Here is a 17,167-nt window from a genome sequence, read left to right as displayed (position 1 = left end):
GATCAGACGTATAGGAAGTCCTGAACAACCAGAAAATGATCCAAAATTACTCCATCTGTGAGATTTCCGCGACGAGGGCTTTTGGGCAGAAAAAACATGCTGATAAAAACAAAGGCAGCAGGAATGGCCGCTACGGAAATCATGGGCCGCCAACCCCATTTTTCACGCATGGTAAAGCCAACCAGATTGGCCAGAAAAATACCAATACCAATGGCAACATTAAACAATGTCACCAGATTTCCGCGTTTACTGGCAGGTGCCAATTCTGAAATATACGTTGGCACAACCTGTGTTGCACCCCCTACGGCACACCCCAGAAAAACACGGGCAACAATCAAGCTGATAAGGTCAGGCGCATAGGAACACGCCAGCGCACCCACCACAAAAACTGCTGTCACCACCATAACAGAGACACGGCGCCCAAAACGCTCTGAAAGGGATGCAATGCCCATGGCGCCAATAACAGCCCCCACCAAAATGGCGGAAGTAACAATTTCCTCCTGACCAGAAGTCAGATGAAAATCTTTTGTAATAAGAAGAAGCGCGCCAGAAATAATACCTGTATCGTAACCGTAAAGACCGCCGCAGATAGCAGAAACAAATGCCGCAATCCACAAAACATGCTTGGCGTACGGAGAAATTTCGAGATTTTTTATAGCTTCTTGAGCTCGTTTCTTTTCAGATTTCATGCCGTGATTATGCCACAATTAGAAAATTATTGCATATCTGACATAATTTTATTTATTATGTCATGAATAGGATTTTACGCCTTATGCATTCCTTCTCTCCAAAACGCACGTATACGTTTTTCGTTTCCTTTTGATTTTCCTTGACATAATCGCGCTTGAAGCTATCTGCTGTCCGATACCAAGGGGGGTTCCGGTAAGGAACTGAGAGGCCATTTTTTGCACGATTCGTTCGGGCACCGTGGCGACCCTGCCGCCAGAACATGATGTTCTGGTGGGGAACCTGATCCGGCTTATACCGGCGGAGGGACTGGTGCCTGAAAAGACAGATATGTTCTTCCCGAACCAAACCGCCCTTAAAAGCGGAGTCTCTTCAGACCTGTCCTCCTCTGCAGAGGAGACGATAACGTTATGTCTTCAGTTGATTCCAAACAAAATGCGGCCCCTTCTATTGTAGGCGGCAACCCTAAACCCGCCAATACGGCAGCACCCGCCCCAGGGCATGTTACAACCGGTGCCATTCGCGGATCACGCAAAGTGTATTCCAGCCCTGCTGAGCGGCCGGATATGCGCGTGCCTTTCCGCGAAATCATGCTGGAAGCTTCCGCAAACGAACCACCCGTGCGTGTGTATGATACATCCGGTCCGTACACAGACAGCACTGTAGAAATTGACGTTAACAAAGGGTTGCCCAAAATTCGGGCATCTTGGTTGGCTGCACGTGGCTTTGAGCACATCAAACCACGTGATATCCAACCCGAAGATAATGGCAATGCAGAAGGCAGTTATCTTGTTGCACCCTGCCCCGCGCCACATACCGTTCTTAAAGGGCGAGAAGGCCAGCTTGTTACGCAATATGAGTTTGCCAAGGCCGGCATTATTACTGACGAAATGATTTACGTGGCCCACCGCGAAAATCTGGGGCGCCAGAAGGCAGCGGATGATGCCGCCCAATGTCTGGAAGATGGTGAATCCTTTGGCGCGAGTATCCCAGAATTCATCACGCCTGAATTTGTTCGTCAGGAAATTGCCCGCGGGCGCGCCATTATTCCGGCAAACATCAACCACCCAGAGCTGGAACCCGTTATTATCGGGCGTAATTTTCTTGTAAAAATTAACGCCAATATTGGCAATTCTGCCATTACTTCATCTGCGGCCGAAGAAGTTGAAAAGCTTGTATGGTCTATCCGCTGGGGTGCAGATACTGTGATGGATCTTTCCACAGGTCGGAACATTCATAATATTCGTGACTGGATTTTACGAAACGCCCCCACACCTATTGGCACCGTGCCCCTGTATCAGGCTTTGGAAAAAGTGGGCGGCGATGTCAGCAAACTGAACTGGGAAGTCTTTCGCGATACTCTGATTGAACAGGCAGAACAGGGGGTGGATTACTTTACCATTCATGCTGGCGTGCGGTTGCAGCATGTGCCCCTTACTGCCAACCGTGTTACGGGCATTGTTTCACGCGGGGGCTCCATTATGGCAAGCTGGTGCCTGAACGGACATCGTGAAAGCTTTCTGTACGAACATTTTGCAGATATCTGCGATATCATGCGCGCCTATGATGTTTCATTCTCTTTGGGTGATGGGCTGCGCCCGGGCAGCATTGCCGATGCCAATGACGCCGCACAATTTGCCGAACTGGAAACCTTGGGCGAACTGACAGAGATTGCTTGGGCCAAAGGCTGTCAGGTTATGATTGAAGGGCCGGGCCATGTGCCCATGCACAAGATTAAAGCCAATATGGATAAGCAGCTCAAGGAGTGTAAGGAAGCCCCCTTCTACACGCTTGGCCCGTTAACAACCGATATCGCACCGGGTTACGACCATATTACATCTGCCATTGGTGCAGCTATGATCGGATGGTTTGGCACCTCCATGCTCTGCTATGTCACGCCCAAGGAACATTTGGGGCTGCCAGACCGAAATGATGTGAAAACAGGTGTTATTACCTATCGCATTGCAGCACATGCTGCTGATCTTGCAAAAGGCCATCCGGCTGCAAAATACAGGGATGATGCCCTTAGCCGTGCACGCTTCTCCTTTAGGTGGGAAGATCAGTTCAACCTCTCTTTGGATCCCGATACAGCCTGCGCGTATCATGATGAAACCATGCCGCGTGAAGCACACAAAAGCGCGCATTTCTGTTCAATGTGCGGGCCCAAGTTTTGCTCAATGCGCATCAGTCAGGATTTGAAAGAAGATGCCATTCGCATTGCGGGTATGGAACAGAAAACCAGAGAGTTCCAACAGGCTGGCGGCAAGGTTTACGTTCCTGCAGAATAAGTTATCAAGCTGACAACAAAAAGCCCCAGACATGTATGTCTGGGGTTTTTTTATATTCTCAGAAATCATGTTTTTAAAAATAATGCCGCAAATAAACTTTTGGCACACCTTCACTATTCAGGCACGAAAACACAATAACAGACGCCCACACCACGCAGGACACAATGCAGAAGGCCTTTGTCCATTTTGGCAGATCATTCTCCCGCCCAGCCATAACCGGCCAGTAAATGGATTTATGCCCAAACCATGCCAGAACACCGGCTATGGCAAGCGCGATAAGCTTGGGAGACAAATAAGCCCGATTGCCAATATGCACTGGATCATAAAAGAACAAAGCAAAACCGGAGATCATCGCCAAAGCATAACTGATATGCAGCGGCTTCACCATAAACCGTGAAATGCGCACTACAGTTGGCCGATCTAGATTTTGGATAACGGCAAGAATAAACAGAAACTCAAGCCCAAAAAATGCTGCCATTGTAAGAATATGCACAATTCTCGCAAGGTAATGCACTGGCTGGAACCAGAAATGATAAGCCCGGCTATCTAACGCCATAAGCAGAGAGTTGGGCAGGCGCAGAAACGCCAAAGGATGAGATGACATAAGCGTTAAGCTCGCGGGTTATCTGGTGTGATTGACTTTGACAATGATTCGCACTAATCCAAATGGCATGACTGATGGAGTATCATACAATGAAACTGCTTATAGCAGCTATTCCTCTGTTAGCAGGTGCATGGATATGTTTCCCTCAGCAGGCCCATTCTCAAACAGTTTTTCAGCTCACTGTCAAAGATCATCATTTTGAGCCTGATCATATCACCGTTCCCGCTGGTGAGCGATTCATGATCGAACTCAACAATCAGGACACCACAACTGATGAGTTCGAAAGCTATGATATGAAATTTGAAAAAATTGTTGTGCCGCAAGGAACAATAAAAGTTCACGCAGGCCCTCTTCACCCTGGAACATATACATTTTTTGATGACTATCATCCAGATGAGGCCAAAGGCACCGTTACAGCAGAAGAAAAGAAGTAAATTATGCTTGGAAGCCTGATTATTGTCTTTCGCGAGGTTATGGAAGCTGGGTTGATTGTTGGCATTGTGCTGGCAGCCACACGGGGCATTCCGGGGCGCGGATGGTGGGTTTCCGGCGGCATTGGCGCAGGTGTTGTTGGTGCAGCAATTGTGGCCATGTTTGCAGGTGAACTCTCTCAGGCTTTTTCAGGAAACGGGCAGGATATTTTTTCCGCTTCCATTTTGTGCATCGCTGTTCTCATGCTTTCTTGGCATGTCATTTGGATGGCCAGCCACGGCCGTGAGCTTGCACAGGAAATGCGCAGTGTTGGCAATGAGGTATCTCAAGGCCAGCGCTCCCTTTTCGCACTTGCCACAGTTGTTGCTGTAGCTGTTTTGCGTGAAGGTATGGAAGTTGTACTCTTCCTTTATGGCATTGCCGTTTCCGCACATACCGGTTTTGTGCCCATGTTTACGGGTGGCCTCCTGGGCGTTGTAGGAGGAGCTGCACTTTCATGGGCTCTTTACAGAGGCTTGATTATCATTCCTCTGAAACATCTTTTTGCAGTCACGAATGTTCTGGTCTCCTTTCTTGCTGCCGGTATGGCCAGTCAGGCTGCTGCCATCCTTGCAAATGATGATCTGATACCCGCCTTGGGGTATGACATCTGGGATACATCCTGGCTGCTATCCGATGGCAGCATGCTGGGGCGCACAGCCAAAGTGCTGATCGGATATACAGATAGACCAATGGGCATTCAGCTGCTTGTATGGGTGCTGACCCTTGCCGGACTGGTTGTTGTAGAACGCTTTGTTCGCACACGTCCACAATCCAGCACTTCATAATCAGTCACAGGTGCGCAGATAATCGCTGCCACTGTGCCTTACAAAAACCTGAGGTGCAGACATATGAAATCTTATCTCTCAATTCTTTCCGCAGCATCGGTTCTTACCCTTGCCATTGCACTTCCCGCTGCCGCACGTGAATACCCTGTGGGTGGCCCCGTACATGCGCATGATATGGAAATAGCAGCCAACTATCTGCTGGATGTTGACATGATGCCCATGACATCTGACATGGCCATGGGTAAAGACACCATTCATCTGGAAACGGATGTGCATGCCACGGCAGATAATCAGTGGGGCTTCCCCGATGGTGCATGGGTTCCCTACCTTAAGGTTGATTACACCTTGACCAAAAAGGGATCTGATTGGAAAAACCAGGGCACCCTTCATCCCATGACGGCAAAAGATGGCCCGCATTACGCCAATAACGTCAAAATGGATGGTCCTGGCAGCTATACGGTCGTGTTCAGCTACAGCTCCCCAGAAGCAAACGGCTTTATCCATCATACAGATAAAGAAACCGGCACACCCGGCTTTTGGCAGCCCTTTACGGAATCCTTTACTTTCTCATACCCACAGAAATAATAACAAAATTTGAGAAAGAGGAGGTTTTTCCTCCTCTTTTTTACATCCCAGACCTGCGTTCATGGAAACCATATTCTAATTGCATTTTTACACACTCTAATTGAGAATGATTCTCTATTACGGAACGTAGATCCTTCACATCCATCCGCAGAGCAGCCCGTGACCATGCAAAAATACCGTAAATATAATGGAAGATTTCTAAAGTTCTTTTGTCTTTGTGCAACCATCCTGACAGCTGCTCCCACCTTGGCGCATGGTGAAGAAACACAGATTGAGCAGGATCGTCGCCGTCTGGGTAATTCGGGGCCACTTATTGAACAGATTGACCCGGCTACAGTGCGGGATTCCCAACGTGCAGCCGAAGCCGCTGAGGCTGAGAAAAAGGGCGATGACACCCCAGATATGAGCGACCACCTGCTGGGCAACATGTGGGGCGCACGAGACTGGATGGCCAAACACGGTATCAGCTTTGACATTCAGGAAGTAGATGAGTTGTGGGGAAACACCACAGGTGGCACGGCATCCGGGGCTGATGGCGCCAGTGGTTCGGGCACTGGCCCCGCCTATGATGGGGTAACCATGCCAACCCTGACGGTGGATCTGGAAAAGCTGATCGGGCTGAAGGGCGGCACATTCAACGTCAGCGCCCTGCAGCTGCGCGGGCGCTCCATCTCGCAGGATCATCTGGCCAACTTTAACCCTGTTAGTGGGTTTGAGGCCGACCGTTCCACCCGCCTGTTCGAGCTGTGGTATCAACAGTCCTTTCTGGACGGGAAGCTGGACGTCAAAATCGGGCAGCAGGATTTGGATACCGAATTTCTGGTCAGTGATTACGGGGCTTTGTATCTGAACTCCAACTTCGGCTGGCCCATGGCACCATCGGTCAACCTATATGCAGGTGGGCCATCTTGGCCGCTGTCCTCCCCGGCCATCCGCATCCGCTATCGTCCGTCTGACAAATTCACTTTTATGTTTGCGGCAGCAGATGATAACCCGCCGGGTAACCGCAACAACTCCTTTGGCATCCAGAACGGTGGCAACAGCGCAGACCCCACCAACCAGAACACCAATGATGAAGATGGCGCCAACTTCAACATGGGCACTGGCGCGCTGCTGATTACCGAACTTCAGTATGCCCTGAACCCTCAGCCTGATGACATGTCACACGTCACCAAGGATCCTGGTCTGCCGGGTATCTACAAGCTGGGCGGATATTACGATACGGCCAAATTCCCTGATTATCGCTACAACAATCAGGGTAAGGCTTTAGGGAGTGCGGCTGACACCACAGGTATTCCACGGTGGGATCGGGGCAACTGGATGGTATATGGCATTATTGATCAGATGATCTGGCGGCCCTCGCTTCAGTCTCCGCAATCTGTAGGCATTTTTGCGCGTGCTACGGGTAATGGCGGTGACCGGAACATGATCAGCTTTGCCATTGATGCAGGTATCAACCTCAAGGCCCCTTTCAAGGGACGTGACAATGATACGATAGGGTTGGGCTGGGGTATTGGCCGGGCATCTTCTGGCCAGCGGCGGTATGACCGCAATTCTGGCGCACCAGTACAGGGCAATGAGAACCATCTGGAACTCACCTATCAGGCGCAGGTGATGCCGTGGTGGGTTATGCAACCAGACTTCCAGTATGTCTGGCATCCCTCTGGCGGTGTAACAGACTGGACCGGCAACCGCCTTGTTGGAAACGAAGCGATCTTCGGACTCCACTCCAATATCACTTTCTAAATGTTGCCCATAAAGAAGTGTTTTCTAAAGGTTGTTTTCCATCACATAAAGGGTACAACAACTTCCAGAAAGTGCTTCTTTATGAATACCCGTTTCATAAAGAAAATATTAAAAAATATATTTATATATAATGATATTTTTATCCTTCTTTCAGAAAATGAAGAAGGATTTTTCTGCAAGAAAGAACTATATCCATAACTGCAAAATCAAGATGTCTTTCGCGCAACACTCTGTGTTAACGGCAGACATTTTTCTGCCAGCGCACCAAATACCACTCCCAAAACAGACCACAAAACAATCTGCATACCTATGGATGCTTCCCGAAAACGCCAGAGAATGACAGCAGGAAAATTGTCTGGCACTTCATTGATGTCCGGCAGACCAAACTGCACAACAGCCACAAGCACAATGCCCAAAGCAATGCCGCACACAGCGCCATTCCAATACCCTACAACATGAGAAAGTGCGCGCCCCACCAACAGAGAAATCATGGAAATTGCAATGGAAAGACCAACCATTGCAAAATACATTTCTGTCCGCAAACCAATGGTTTCTTCCTGCCCCACTGCAGGCGGATTAGGCGGATATTTTAGATCCGGTATCAACACAAATGTTAAAAATCCAACACCCGCAAGCAATAACGCCATACTACGCGGGCTTAATGCCGCAAGGCGTTGGTAGGCAAATGCAAAAACAATAGAAAAAATACCGCCATATGCGGCACCATACATCAGCACGGCAGTTAGTAGCCCCCAAGATGCCTGCACACCACGGCTTACCAATTCCGGCTCTGGCGCAGCACCTGCCGCAGCATCCTGTGCAGCCTCAAACGCAATCGCCAAACCCACCTGCGGTTCACCAAAAATCTTTGCAAATACAAAAGAAAGTAATGCAGCCAAAATGCCCGCGACCATGCCGCGGGCCAAAAGACGACCAACCATGAGTAAAACTTTCTTGCTAGAACCTTAGTGGCAGGGGAAACCCAGAAGGTGGCGGCCATCATGCACAAATTCATGCACTTCATGCCCAGAAATCAGAGATGTAGCACCCTGCTCTGCCCCCACAAAATAGAGCAGCAATGCTGAAACAATCAGGCCGAAAACAGCCCATGGCAGAATGGCACGAACCGGAATACTTTGGCCGGCTGCCGCAGAAACAGGCAGAACTGCCTGAACAGATGTCTTCATCATATTATATCCTTTTTGAAAGAGCCTGCTGAAACAGGCACAAAAATGTTGGAAACATGGTTCATGATTGGTCGTCAGCTTTGTTTGGAATGACAAAGCCTGGCAGCACGCGCGTTACAAACACGCCTGCAACTTGTTTTTCCAAAGAAAATGGAAGTTTTTTCCAAATTCTATTTGCATGGAAAAACATTGTTACACTTCAGCACGCAGCATGAAGCGAAAACAATAAGAAGAATTACGGAAAAAGCCTGCCAGAGGCAGAAAAGAAAACATCATACATCATCCACCTCCGGCTCCCTCGCCCGGCGATCAAACAAGACAACAACGGCAGGTCTCCTGACTTGCGGGTCATCACACATTACCCAGCCTTCCCGGTGTTGCCACCAGTGACCATCGCCCTAAAGCGATGAAGGTGTAATATGCTCTCCGCTTACAGTTGCGAGGGCAGTTGCCGACTGGCTTCCTTTGCAGAAAACTCCGGCATTCCCTTTCAAACCCGCTTGCGCGGGACCGTTGTAAGCTGAGGCAACTCTTACCTTAATTTTGCCTCACGTTTCAATCTTTGCCTAAATATAAAGGTATTCCTCTTGCCACGGCCCCCATTTTAACCCACCTGTCTTTTCAGGCTTCACCTGACTGGCGACTTATGGACCAACGATACCGCATTCCTCCTTTAGCCATGCTGAATGCCTTTATGGCGTTTGCACGTACGGGTGGCATCAGGCGGGCAGCCGCAGAACTGCGCGTGGATCATGCCGCTATCAGCCGCCATATTCGGGATCTGGAAAATATTCTGGGCACCCCGTTGCGAGATAAGGAAACAGGTACGCTTACGTTAGCGGGCCATACCTATTATTCCCGCATTACGCCGTTGCTAGAAGAACTGGCCACGGCTACGGCAGATATTCGCAACCATACGCCTCCACTTACCATTACCTGTGCGCATGGTTTTGCATATCACTGGCTTTTGCCACGGCTTTCCACCTTTCGGCGCGCACATCCGCAACTGGAAGTTATGCTTCGTCCGGTAGATGCCAATACAGCATTCCATGTCAGTGGCGTAGAAACGGACAACCATGCGCACATCGGCTATGTGCGTGATGATGCGCCCTTGGCCGAACCACGCAATACCCGCAGCATGATTATCGCCCGGCCAGATGTTTTTCCCGTAGCAGCGCCCGCATGCCTGACAGAAATGGGGGGCCAACCCCGCACAACGGCAGATCTGCTTTGTGCACCCCTTTTGCAGGAAGAAGACGAAGCCGAATGGAAACTCTGGTTTCAGGCACAAAGTGTCACTTGCACAAAACTGCCTGCCGCAACACGCCTGTGGCAGGCCCACATTACATTGGCCGCTGCCCGCGCAGGCGAAGGTATTGCATTGGGCAATATCTTTCTGCTGGGGAATGACCTTGAAACAGGCCATCTCGTGCGGGTGCAGCCAACGCAAACCCCTTTGCGAGAGGTCGCCTTAGGCGCATATCTGCTGCGTGCCTCCACCGCCACGTGGGAAAAAAAGTCTCTCATCACATTCCGCAACTGGCTTTTGGAACAGGTGGAACTGGAAACACAGAACGCACCATCCCTGCCCTGATTTTTGGTGCACACTTTACCAGATAGATCATGGTGACTTTTCATCACCATGCAGGCAACAAAAAATCTCCTCCCCCACATGTTCAAAACATTTTACGGAACAGAAACAACTTTGCCCGCAACGTCGTTTTCTGGAGCCCGTAATAATGGCCACGAACAAAGATCTGCTTAACCGCCGCGCCCATGCTGTGCCACGTGGCGTTGCCACCTCCACCCCTGTTTTTGCAGACCGCGCGGAAAATGCAGAACTGTGGGATGTGGAAGGCAAGCGCTACGTTGATTTTGCCGGCGGCATTGCCGTTCTGAACGTTGGCCACCGCCACCCCAAAGTGATGGAAGCTATTAAAAAGCAGCTGGACCGCTTTACGCATACAGCTTTCCAGGTTTCTGCCTACGAACCCTATATTGAACTGGCCGAAAAGCTGAACGCACGCGCACCGTTTTCTGGCGATGCCAAAACCATTTTCTTCACCACTGGTGGGGAAGCAACAGAAAACGCTGTAAAAATTGCACGTGCAGCAACAGGCCGTAACGGTGTGGTTGCTTTCTGCGGTGGTTTTCATGGCCGCACATTATTGGCTTCTGCGCTTACGGGTAAGGTTCTGCCTTACAAAGCACCTTTTGGCACACTGCCGGGCGAAGTTTACCACATCCCCTTCCCCGATGGTCATGACATCACGGTGGAAGACAGCCTGAAGATGCTGAACTTCCTGTTTGCGGCTGATATCTCCCCCAACAATGTGGCTGCCATTATTATTGAGCCTGTGCAGGGTGAAGGCGGCTTCCGCGTTGCGCCAACAGCATTACTCAAACAGCTACGTAGCATTTGTGATCAGCACGGCATCAAGCTGATTGCGGACGAAGTGCAGAGCGGTTTTGCCCGCACAGGAAAACTGTTTGGCATTGAACATTCTGGTGTAGAACCGGATCTGGTGTGCATTGCCAAATCTCTGGCAGGTGGCTTCCCGCTTTCCGGCGTCATCGGACGGGCTGAGCTGATGGATTCTGTGCCTCCGGGCGGTTTGGGTGGCACATATGCAGGCGCACCACTGGGCTGCGCCGCCGGTCTGGCGGTATTGGACATTATTGAAGAAGAAAAACTGCTGGACCGCGCCAACAGCATGGGCGAACGCCTGAAAGCCCGCATTGCAGGCTGGCACAAACGCACAGATATGCTGCCTGTCAGCATGCCACGTGGGCTGGGCGCAATGGTTGCTTTTGATATTCTGGAACATCACGCCGGTGTGGAACAGCGCAAAGGCTTTGGTGCCAAGCTATGTGCCCGCGCCTGTGAAAAAGGCCTGATTCTGCTGGCTTGTGGCGTGCAGGGGGCAACAATCCGTATTCTGACACCATTGACTGCATCTGATGCACTGGTTGATGAAGGTCTGGACATTATTGAACAGATCCTGCTGGAAGAAGCCAAAGCCTGATCTGCTTTCCATTTCTGCATTCAGCAAAAAGGCGGCCTCAAAAGGTCGCCTTTTTCTTTGGTCATTTACGTATTTGTAATGTTAAAACAGTCTATCCAAAATATAACGTCATAGTCAGGACATCATTCTCACTTATTCTTGAAAACAATGATCAAGAATAACAGGAGGCCAGAATGACAGCTTTTGGCGCGTATTGGCTAAAAATACAAAATTTTTTCCGTAAATTACTTCAGGCTATGCGTCATTTCACAATGCGCACACGCGCCCATGCCAAACATTAAGCATTCTGCCTTCCTGTATCTTTAAACATAACAAAAAGCCCGCCTCCCCTTCAGAGGAAAAGCGGGCTTTTTTAAAACACCTATGCGATATTATTTTTTATCATCAGAAAACGTATTGTGGCCCCACCGACCAACATCATGCGCGGCATTGTCTGTTGCATTTTTAGTTTTATCCCAAGCGTGTTCAGTGCCCTCGCTGGTTTTATCCCATGCCTTGCGAGATCCGTCCTTGGTTTTGTCCCACACCTTTTCTGTGCCGTTGCTTGTCTTATCCCAAGCTTCGTGCGTGCCTTCCTTTGTCTTGTCCCAAGTTTTCGCGCTGCCTTCACGGGTATGTTCCCACGCGTTATGGGTGCCTTTTTTGGTCTTATCCCAAGCGTGTTCAGTGCCCTCACTGGTTTTGTCCCATGCTTTGCGAGACCCGTCCTTGGTTTTATCCCATACCTTTTCTGTGCCGTTGCTTGTCTTTTCCCAAGCCTCGTGCGTGCCTTCCTTGGTCTTGTTCCAAGCGTGTTCGGTGCCTTCACGGGTATTGTCCCATGCACGGCCCAGCATGCCTTCTTCCGCATGGGCGCAAGGCAGGCTGAGGGCAAATATGGCAGCACCTAACAAGGTTGTAGCGGCTGTCCGAAAAGAATTATACGACATAAAAAACATCCTCTTTAACTGAAAACTCTCACATTAAATGTAAGTATTCAAAGGCTTTATGGCAAATGTACGCCACATCCGTGGCAGTTCTGCCAAACACGTTTAACGCGGCAGAGAATCCAGCGCTGCCTGTAAAATATAGGCCGCAGCCAGCCGATCCACCATTTCCGCCCGCCGTGCGCGGGAAAGATCAGCTTCCTCAATCAGCATACGGTTCACGGCTGAGGAGGAAAGGCGCTCATCCCACTGGCACACGGGCAAACCTGTCTGTTCCGAAAGTGCGAGTGCCCAATCCCGGCTGGCCTGTGCCGCCGGGCCAAAGGACCCATCAAGAGAAAGAGGAATACCCACAACCATACCGCCAATTTCATGCTCTTTTGCAAGATCACGAATAAAGCTGGCCATTTGCCCTAGCTTCCCACGTTTTACCGTTTGGAATGGTGAGGCCACCATGCGCGAAACATCGGAAAGCGCCAGTCCTACCTGCTTTTTGCCAGGATCTATCCCTAGCAGGCGTGCGTGTCTGGGCAGGGTTGCAACAAGGTCTGTCAGGCTAAGCAGTGTCATACAGACGGTATGTTGCCTTTCGCGCGATTATGCTAGGTGCTTTCTTCCTATTGAGATCAAGAAAAGAGGGGTCCGCTTTCATGTCGCTAGACCTTGCGACCACCCGCCGCATTGCCAAACTGGCCCGTATCGGGCTGGAAGAGCATGAGCTTGAAGCCACACGCCAGAAGCTGAACGGTATTCTGGGCTGGATTGACCAGCTTGCCGAAGTGGATGTGGAAGGCGTTCCCCCCATGGTGGGGACAGAAACCGAAACCCTGCGCCAGCGGGAAGACAAGGTAACAGATGGCAACTGCCGGGATGCCCTGCTGGCCTGTGCGCCAGAAACATCTGGCCCCTTCTATACAGTACCCAAGGTGGTGGAATAATGCTGACCGGACTGACGCTCACCCAAGCGCGTGAAGGGCTTGCCGCCCGCAAATTTTCAGCACGGGAACTGGCCAAAGCCCAACTGGACGCCATTGCCCGCCTGAACCCGCTGCTAAACGCCTATATTACCGTTCTGCCAGAAGAAACCGTTCTGGCTGCGGCAGATGCCGCAGATGCTCGTTACGCCGCAGGTACCGCAGGTCTTATGGATGGTCTGCCCATTGGTGTGAAAGACCTGTTCTGCACCAAAGGCGTGCGCACCACGGCTGCCAGCAAAATGCTGGAAAACTTTGTGCCGCCGTATGAAAGCACCGTAACGGCCAACCTGCTGAAAGCTGGCGCAGTTTTCCTTGGCAAAACCAACCTTGATGAATTTGCCATGGGCTCTGCCAACATCACATCGGCTTTCGGGCCCGTGGCAAGCCCGTGGAAGCGCAAGGATGATCCCTCTGCCACACTGGTGCCGGGTGGGTCTTCCGGTGGGTCTTCCGCCGCTGTTGCTGCTGGGCTGGGGCTTGCTGCCACAGGCACGGATACAGGTGGTTCCATCCGCCAGCCTGCCGCGTATTGCGGTATTGTGGGGCTCAAGCCCACCTATGGCCGTTGCAGCCGCTGGGGCACCATTGCTTTTGCAAGTTCGCTTGATCAGGCAGGCCCCATGACACGCAGCGTGGCAGATGCCGGGTTGATGCTGGAAGCCATGGCTGGCTTTGATGAAAAAGACAGCACCTGCTCAAACCGCCCTGTGCCTGCTTTTAGCAAAGCTGTTGGCAAAAGTGTAAAGGGCCTGCGCGTAGGTATTCCAACGGAATATCGTTCTCCCAATCTGCCAGCAGAAGTTGTGGCCATGTGGGAACAGGGCATTGCGTGGCTAAAAGAAGCAGGCTGCGAGATTGTAGATGTTTCTCTCCCGCATACCAAATACGGCCTGACCACCTATTACATTATTGCTCCGGCTGAATGTTCCTCCAACCTGGCACGTTATGATGGCATCCGCTTTGGTATCCGTAAGGATGCGCCCACGCTGGATGGTGTGTATGAAGCCACACGCGCCGCAGGGTTTGGTGCAGAAGTGCGCAACCGTATCCTGATTGGCACCTACGTGCTTTCTGCCGGCTATTACGATGCTTACTATCTGAAAGCCCAGAAAGTCCGCACTCTTATCAAGCGCGATTTTGAACAGGCGTTTGAAAATGTGGATGTGCTGCTAACCCCCACCGCGCCGTCTGCTGCCTTTGCGCAGGGTGAAAACATGGATGACCCGGTGCAGATGTATCTGAACGACATCTTTACCGTGCCCGCCAGCATGGCCGGCGTGCCTGCCCTTTCCGTTCCGGTTGGGCTGAACGGTCATGGCCTGCCGCTGGGGCTGCAGGTCATTGGTAAACATTTTGATGAAGAAACCGTGCTGTCCATTGGCGGCGCGTTAGAAGCGGCGGCAGGCTTTACGCACCTTCCGTCCGTACATGCGGGAGCGGGAGCAGGCGCATGAGCTACGTAATTGAAGGTAAAACCGGCCCGTGGGAAATTGTGGTAGGGCTGGAAGTGCATGCACAGGTTATCAGCCAGTCCAAGCTGTTTTCCGGTGCTTCCACAAAGTTTGGCGGTGACCCGAACACACAGGTCAGCCTTGTTGATGCGGCTTTCCCCGGCATGCTGCCTGTTATCAACAAGGAATGCGTGGCACAGGCTATCCGCACAGGGTTAGGGCTCAATGCCCAGATCAACCTCTTCAGCCGGTTTGATCGTAAAAACTACTTTTACGCTGACCTGCCGCAGGGTTACCAGATCAGCCAGTTCGAGCACCCCATCATCGGCAAGGGCTCTATCGAAATTGAGCTGCAGAGCGGTGAAACACGCCAGATTGGCATTACCCGCCTGCATCTGGAACAGGACGCCGGTAAGCTGCTGCATGATCAGGACCCCACAAAATCTTTTGTGGACCTGAACCGCGCCAGCGTGGCCCTGATGGAAATTGTGAGCGAACCGGATATTCGCGAACCAGAAGAAGCCGGGGCTTACCTACGTAAGCTGCGCCAGATTCTGCGCTATCTGGGCACGTGTGATGGCAACATGGAAGAAGGCTCCATGCGCGCAGACGTAAACGTTTCTGTGCGCAAGGCGGGTGAACCTTTCCGCACCCGTTGCGAGATCAAGAACGTCAACTCCATCCGCTTTGTTATGCAGGCCATTGAAGTGGAAGCCACGCGCCAGATTGAAATCTGGGAAAACGGTGGCGAAGTTGATCAGGAAACACGCTTGTTTGATCCGGGCCGCGGTGAAACCCGCACCATGCGCTCCAAGGAAGATGCGCATGATTACCGCTACTTCCCGGATCCTGACCTGCTACCATTGGTGGTGGAACAGGCATGGGTGGATGAACTGAAATCCAAGCTGCCGGAACTGCCGGATGCAAAGCGTGCGCGCTTTCAGAAAGACTACGGCATTCCATCCTACGATGCTGGCGTGCTGGTTGCAGAACAGGCTGTGGCAGATTTTTACGAAACCGTGGCCAAAAGGCGCGATGGCAAGCTGGCGGCAAGTTGGGTAATTGGGGATCTGTTTGCAGCCCTGAACCGCACCAGCAACACCATTGAAACCAGCCCTGTCAGCGCGGCCTCCTTGGGCAAAATGCTTGATCTGATTGCTGATGGCACCATCAACGGCAAGATCGCCAAGGAAGTGTTTGAAGACATGGTGGAAACGGGTGACAGCCCGGATGCCATTGTGGAACGCAAAGGTCTGCGGCAGGTTACCGATACAGGTGTGATTGATGCTGCCATTGCCGCCATATTGGAAAAACATGCGGATAAGGTGGCAGAATACCGTGGCGGCAAAGACAAGCTGTTCGGATTCTTTGTGGGTCAGGTCATGAAGGAAACCAAAGGCAAGGCAAACCCTGCCTTGGTAAATTCGGCCCTGAAAGCACAGCTAGACGGCTAAAATCTATAATTTGAAAAAATAAGTTTTCAGGGGGTTTGACGGAACGCGTTGAACCCCCTAAAAGCAGCGGTGCAAACGTCGTGTATGTTCGCACTCTTCGGCGGAGGGGTGGCCGAGTGGCTGAAGGCGGCGGTTTGCTAAACCGTTATACGATGTCAAGTCGTATCGAGGGTTCGAATCCCTTCCCCTCCGCCAGAGACTTCCAAAAAATCGCAGAAAAAAGCCACTTTTCGAGAGTGGGCTATAATTTTACCCCTCTTAAAAACAACGCTGAAGAGATTATCCAGCCGTCCTGATGCGTGCCGCTCTGCAATATGTAGCCGCAAAGATTAAGGGCCCCTCAGATAATAATTTCTTATTATGAATAACTCTTATATAAATTATAAATAAATACCTTATTGCTACTCACAGAGAGAATAAGGGTAACAGAATAACCGTCTTATACGAAAAAAGCGCCCTTCATACCTGACACACAATGAGTTCGACGCTCTCGTCTCGTCCGTCTACAATCCAGGAAGAGGTTGGCGGGGCGTTCGTGCTGCTATCAACAGCGGCGACAAGCTTAAGGCTGTCAGGATCATTGAGGAGCAGGTGCTCGAAAGGCAAGATCATGAATGGCCTGGTACGGAGACGGCATGATGAGGCCATGCTTCTGCTGGAAGGACGATATTGATGATCCGTGCTCTCCTGAGCCTGATTTGTGCCATTTATATCGGCGGCACCGCACACGCGGACGCCAAGCCGGAGTCCCTAGAGGAGCTGACCGACAATCTCAACACGGTGCTCAACGAGGAGCTTGATGGAAAAGCGTTTCTCAATGGGCGGTTGATCGTGCGCGTCGAGCGTGTTTCGACCTGTGTGTCGGCGGTCTGGACCCGCAGTGGCGGCGTCGGATCGCCGCTGCGACGCGACCTGCTGGAATGGGACAAGATGTTTGATGGCGATCCCTGGACCAAGGCTCAGTCTTACTATTTGAC

At 51.2% G+C, this 17,167-nt stretch carries 16 protein-coding genes, 1 tRNA gene, 1 pseudogene and 1 riboswitch; of the genes and pseudogenes, 12 read left to right on the top strand and 6 right to left on the bottom strand.

The genetic code is table 11. The features are described 5' to 3' along the window. Positions 1–71: 71 nt before the first annotated feature. Positions 72–689: pseudogene (locus CSR02_RS10165) on the bottom strand (MFS transporter); the annotation flags it as partial. Between the two features lie 408 nt (positions 690–1,097). Between CSR02_RS10165 and thiC the strand changes: the two are divergent. Beyond that, positions 1,098–2,975, top strand: coding sequence for a phosphomethylpyrimidine synthase ThiC (gene thiC, locus CSR02_RS10160; RefSeq protein ID WP_099541565.1), 1,878 nt, complete (start codon positions 1,098–1,100; stop codon positions 2,973–2,975). 73 nt (positions 2,976–3,048) lie between these two features. On the opposite strand, the gene CSR02_RS10155 is transcribed toward thiC, so the two are convergent. Continuing rightward, entirely contained in the window at positions 3,049–3,579 is a 531-nt protein-coding gene (locus tag CSR02_RS10155; protein WP_042787917.1) for a hypothetical protein, read from the bottom strand. Positions 3,580–3,653: 74 nt separating this feature from the next. On the opposite strand from CSR02_RS10155, the gene CSR02_RS10150 reads away from it, so the two are divergent. The 4 genes from CSR02_RS10150 (at position 3,654) to CSR02_RS10135 (ending at position 7,169) form a co-directional block, all read left to right on the top strand. Further along, entirely contained in the window at positions 3,654–4,013 is a 360-nt protein-coding gene (locus tag CSR02_RS10150; protein ID WP_042787916.1) for a cupredoxin domain-containing protein, read from the top strand. A gap of 3 nt (positions 4,014–4,016) precedes the next feature. Beyond that, positions 4,017–4,838, top strand: a complete 822-nt coding sequence (locus CSR02_RS10145) for an FTR1 family iron permease (protein WP_099541564.1) — start codon at positions 4,017–4,019, stop codon at positions 4,836–4,838. Positions 4,839–4,871: 33 nt separating this feature from the next. Next, entirely contained in the window at positions 4,872–5,423 is a 552-nt protein-coding gene (locus CSR02_RS10140) for an iron transporter (protein ID WP_019088626.1), read from the top strand. Positions 5,424–5,588: 165 nt separating this feature from the next. Further along, positions 5,589–7,169 (top strand): carbohydrate porin, encoded by a 1,581-nt coding sequence (locus tag CSR02_RS10135; RefSeq protein ID WP_099541563.1) that lies wholly within the window; start codon positions 5,589–5,591, stop codon positions 7,167–7,169. 206 nt (positions 7,170–7,375) lie between these two features. Here the strand turns inward: CSR02_RS10135 and CSR02_RS10130 are convergent, their stop codons facing one another. Together CSR02_RS10130 and CSR02_RS10125 are read right to left on the bottom strand one after the other, a co-directional pair. Next, on the bottom strand, positions 7,376–8,110 hold the full coding sequence (locus tag CSR02_RS10130) for a CbtA family protein (RefSeq protein WP_099541562.1): 735 nt from the start codon (positions 8,108–8,110) through the stop codon (positions 7,376–7,378). A 24-nt stretch (positions 8,111–8,134) separates the two neighbouring features. Then, complete coding sequence (locus CSR02_RS10125; protein ID WP_042788028.1) at positions 8,135–8,356, bottom strand: CbtB domain-containing protein; 222 nt, start codon at positions 8,354–8,356, stop codon at positions 8,135–8,137. A gap of 309 nt (positions 8,357–8,665) precedes the next feature. Then, a riboswitch (cobalamin riboswitch) is annotated at positions 8,666–8,886 on the bottom strand. 116 nt (positions 8,887–9,002) lie between these two features. Here CSR02_RS10125 and CSR02_RS10120 point away from each other — a divergent pair. Both CSR02_RS10120 and gabT read left to right on the top strand, forming a co-directional pair. Next, positions 9,003–9,950 carry a LysR substrate-binding domain-containing protein gene (locus tag CSR02_RS10120; RefSeq protein WP_183172706.1) on the top strand — a complete coding sequence of 316 codons (948 nt, stop codon included), beginning with the start codon at positions 9,003–9,005 and terminating at the stop codon, positions 9,948–9,950. Between the two features lie 145 nt (positions 9,951–10,095). Continuing rightward, the gene (gene gabT / locus CSR02_RS10115; RefSeq protein ID WP_099541561.1) at positions 10,096–11,382 is read left to right on the top strand and encodes a 4-aminobutyrate--2-oxoglutarate transaminase; all 1,287 of its coding nucleotides are present in this window, start codon (positions 10,096–10,098) and stop codon (positions 11,380–11,382) included. Between the two features lie 371 nt (positions 11,383–11,753). Here gabT and CSR02_RS10110 read toward each other — a convergent pair whose 3' ends face one another. Beyond that, positions 11,754–12,311, bottom strand: a complete 558-nt coding sequence (locus tag CSR02_RS10110; protein ID WP_099541566.1) for an endoglucanase — start codon at positions 12,309–12,311, stop codon at positions 11,754–11,756. A gap of 102 nt (positions 12,312–12,413) precedes the next feature. Then, positions 12,414–12,878, bottom strand: coding sequence for a Holliday junction resolvase RuvX (ruvX, locus tag CSR02_RS10105; RefSeq protein WP_042787908.1), 465 nt, complete (start codon positions 12,876–12,878; stop codon positions 12,414–12,416). Positions 12,879–12,958: 80 nt separating this feature from the next. On the opposite strand from ruvX, the gene gatC reads away from it, so the two are divergent. From gatC to CSR02_RS10080, 5 genes are all read left to right on the top strand, one after another. Further along, on the top strand, positions 12,959–13,246 hold the full coding sequence (gatC, locus tag CSR02_RS10100; RefSeq protein WP_003626251.1) for an Asp-tRNA(Asn)/Glu-tRNA(Gln) amidotransferase subunit GatC: 288 nt from the start codon (positions 12,959–12,961) through the stop codon (positions 13,244–13,246). After that, positions 13,246–14,739: an Asp-tRNA(Asn)/Glu-tRNA(Gln) amidotransferase subunit GatA gene (gene gatA / locus CSR02_RS10095; protein WP_099541560.1), complete on the top strand. Its 1,494-nt coding sequence runs from the start codon at positions 13,246–13,248 to the stop codon at positions 14,737–14,739. The genes gatC and gatA overlap by 1 nt, the downstream gene beginning before the upstream one ends. Next, the gene (gene gatB, locus CSR02_RS10090) at positions 14,736–16,190 is read left to right on the top strand and encodes an Asp-tRNA(Asn)/Glu-tRNA(Gln) amidotransferase subunit GatB (RefSeq protein WP_099541559.1); all 1,455 of its coding nucleotides are present in this window, start codon (positions 14,736–14,738) and stop codon (positions 16,188–16,190) included. The genes gatA and gatB overlap by 4 nt, the downstream gene beginning before the upstream one ends. Positions 16,191–16,292: 102 nt before the next feature. Continuing rightward, positions 16,293–16,385, top strand: a tRNA-Ser gene (locus tag CSR02_RS10085). 477 nt (positions 16,386–16,862) lie between these two features. Further along, positions 16,863–17,167, top strand: a 305-nt coding sequence (locus CSR02_RS10080; RefSeq protein ID WP_099541558.1) for a hypothetical protein, incomplete at its 3' end; no start/stop codon positions are given.

This window comes from Acetobacter pomorum, from assembly GCF_002738225.1.
GTDB classification, from domain to species: Bacteria; Pseudomonadota; Alphaproteobacteria; order Acetobacterales; family Acetobacteraceae; genus Acetobacter; species Acetobacter pomorum.
Note: the sequence above shows the minus strand (reverse complement) of the source record. Positions and strands in the feature narration are given on the sequence as shown.

What these genes read in the sequence shown, in the direction of transcription:
- thiC (WP_099541565.1), top strand. Translation starts at nt 1,098, where the DNA reads ATGTCTTCAGTTGATTCCAAACAAAATGCGGCCCCTTCTATTGTAGGC.
- CSR02_RS10155 (WP_042787917.1), bottom strand. Translation starts at nt 3,579, where the DNA reads ATGTCATCTCATCCTTTGGCGTTTCTGCGCCTGCCCAACTCTCTGCTT.
- CSR02_RS10150 (WP_042787916.1), top strand. Translation starts at nt 3,654, where the DNA reads ATGGAGTATCATACAATGAAACTGCTTATAGCAGCTATTCCTCTGTTA.
- CSR02_RS10145 (WP_099541564.1), top strand. Translation starts at nt 4,017, where the DNA reads ATGCTTGGAAGCCTGATTATTGTCTTTCGCGAGGTTATGGAAGCTGGG.
- CSR02_RS10135 (WP_099541563.1), top strand. Translation starts at nt 5,589, where the DNA reads ATGCAAAAATACCGTAAATATAATGGAAGATTTCTAAAGTTCTTTTGT.
- CSR02_RS10130 (WP_099541562.1), bottom strand. Translation starts at nt 8,110, where the DNA reads ATGGTTGGTCGTCTTTTGGCCCGCGGCATGGTCGCGGGCATTTTGGCT.
- CSR02_RS10125 (WP_042788028.1), bottom strand. Translation starts at nt 8,356, where the DNA reads ATGAAGACATCTGTTCAGGCAGTTCTGCCTGTTTCTGCGGCAGCCGGC.
- CSR02_RS10120 (WP_183172706.1), top strand. Translation starts at nt 9,003, where the DNA reads ATGGACCAACGATACCGCATTCCTCCTTTAGCCATGCTGAATGCCTTT.
- gabT (WP_099541561.1), top strand. Translation starts at nt 10,096, where the DNA reads ATGGCCACGAACAAAGATCTGCTTAACCGCCGCGCCCATGCTGTGCCA.
- CSR02_RS10110 (WP_099541566.1), bottom strand. Translation starts at nt 12,311, where the DNA reads ATGTCGTATAATTCTTTTCGGACAGCCGCTACAACCTTGTTAGGTGCT.
- ruvX (WP_042787908.1), bottom strand. Translation starts at nt 12,878, where the DNA reads ATGACACTGCTTAGCCTGACAGACCTTGTTGCAACCCTGCCCAGACAC.
- gatC (WP_003626251.1), top strand. Translation starts at nt 12,959, where the DNA reads ATGTCGCTAGACCTTGCGACCACCCGCCGCATTGCCAAACTGGCCCGT.
- gatA (WP_099541560.1), top strand. Translation starts at nt 13,246, where the DNA reads ATGCTGACCGGACTGACGCTCACCCAAGCGCGTGAAGGGCTTGCCGCC.
- gatB (WP_099541559.1), top strand. Translation starts at nt 14,736, where the DNA reads ATGAGCTACGTAATTGAAGGTAAAACCGGCCCGTGGGAAATTGTGGTA.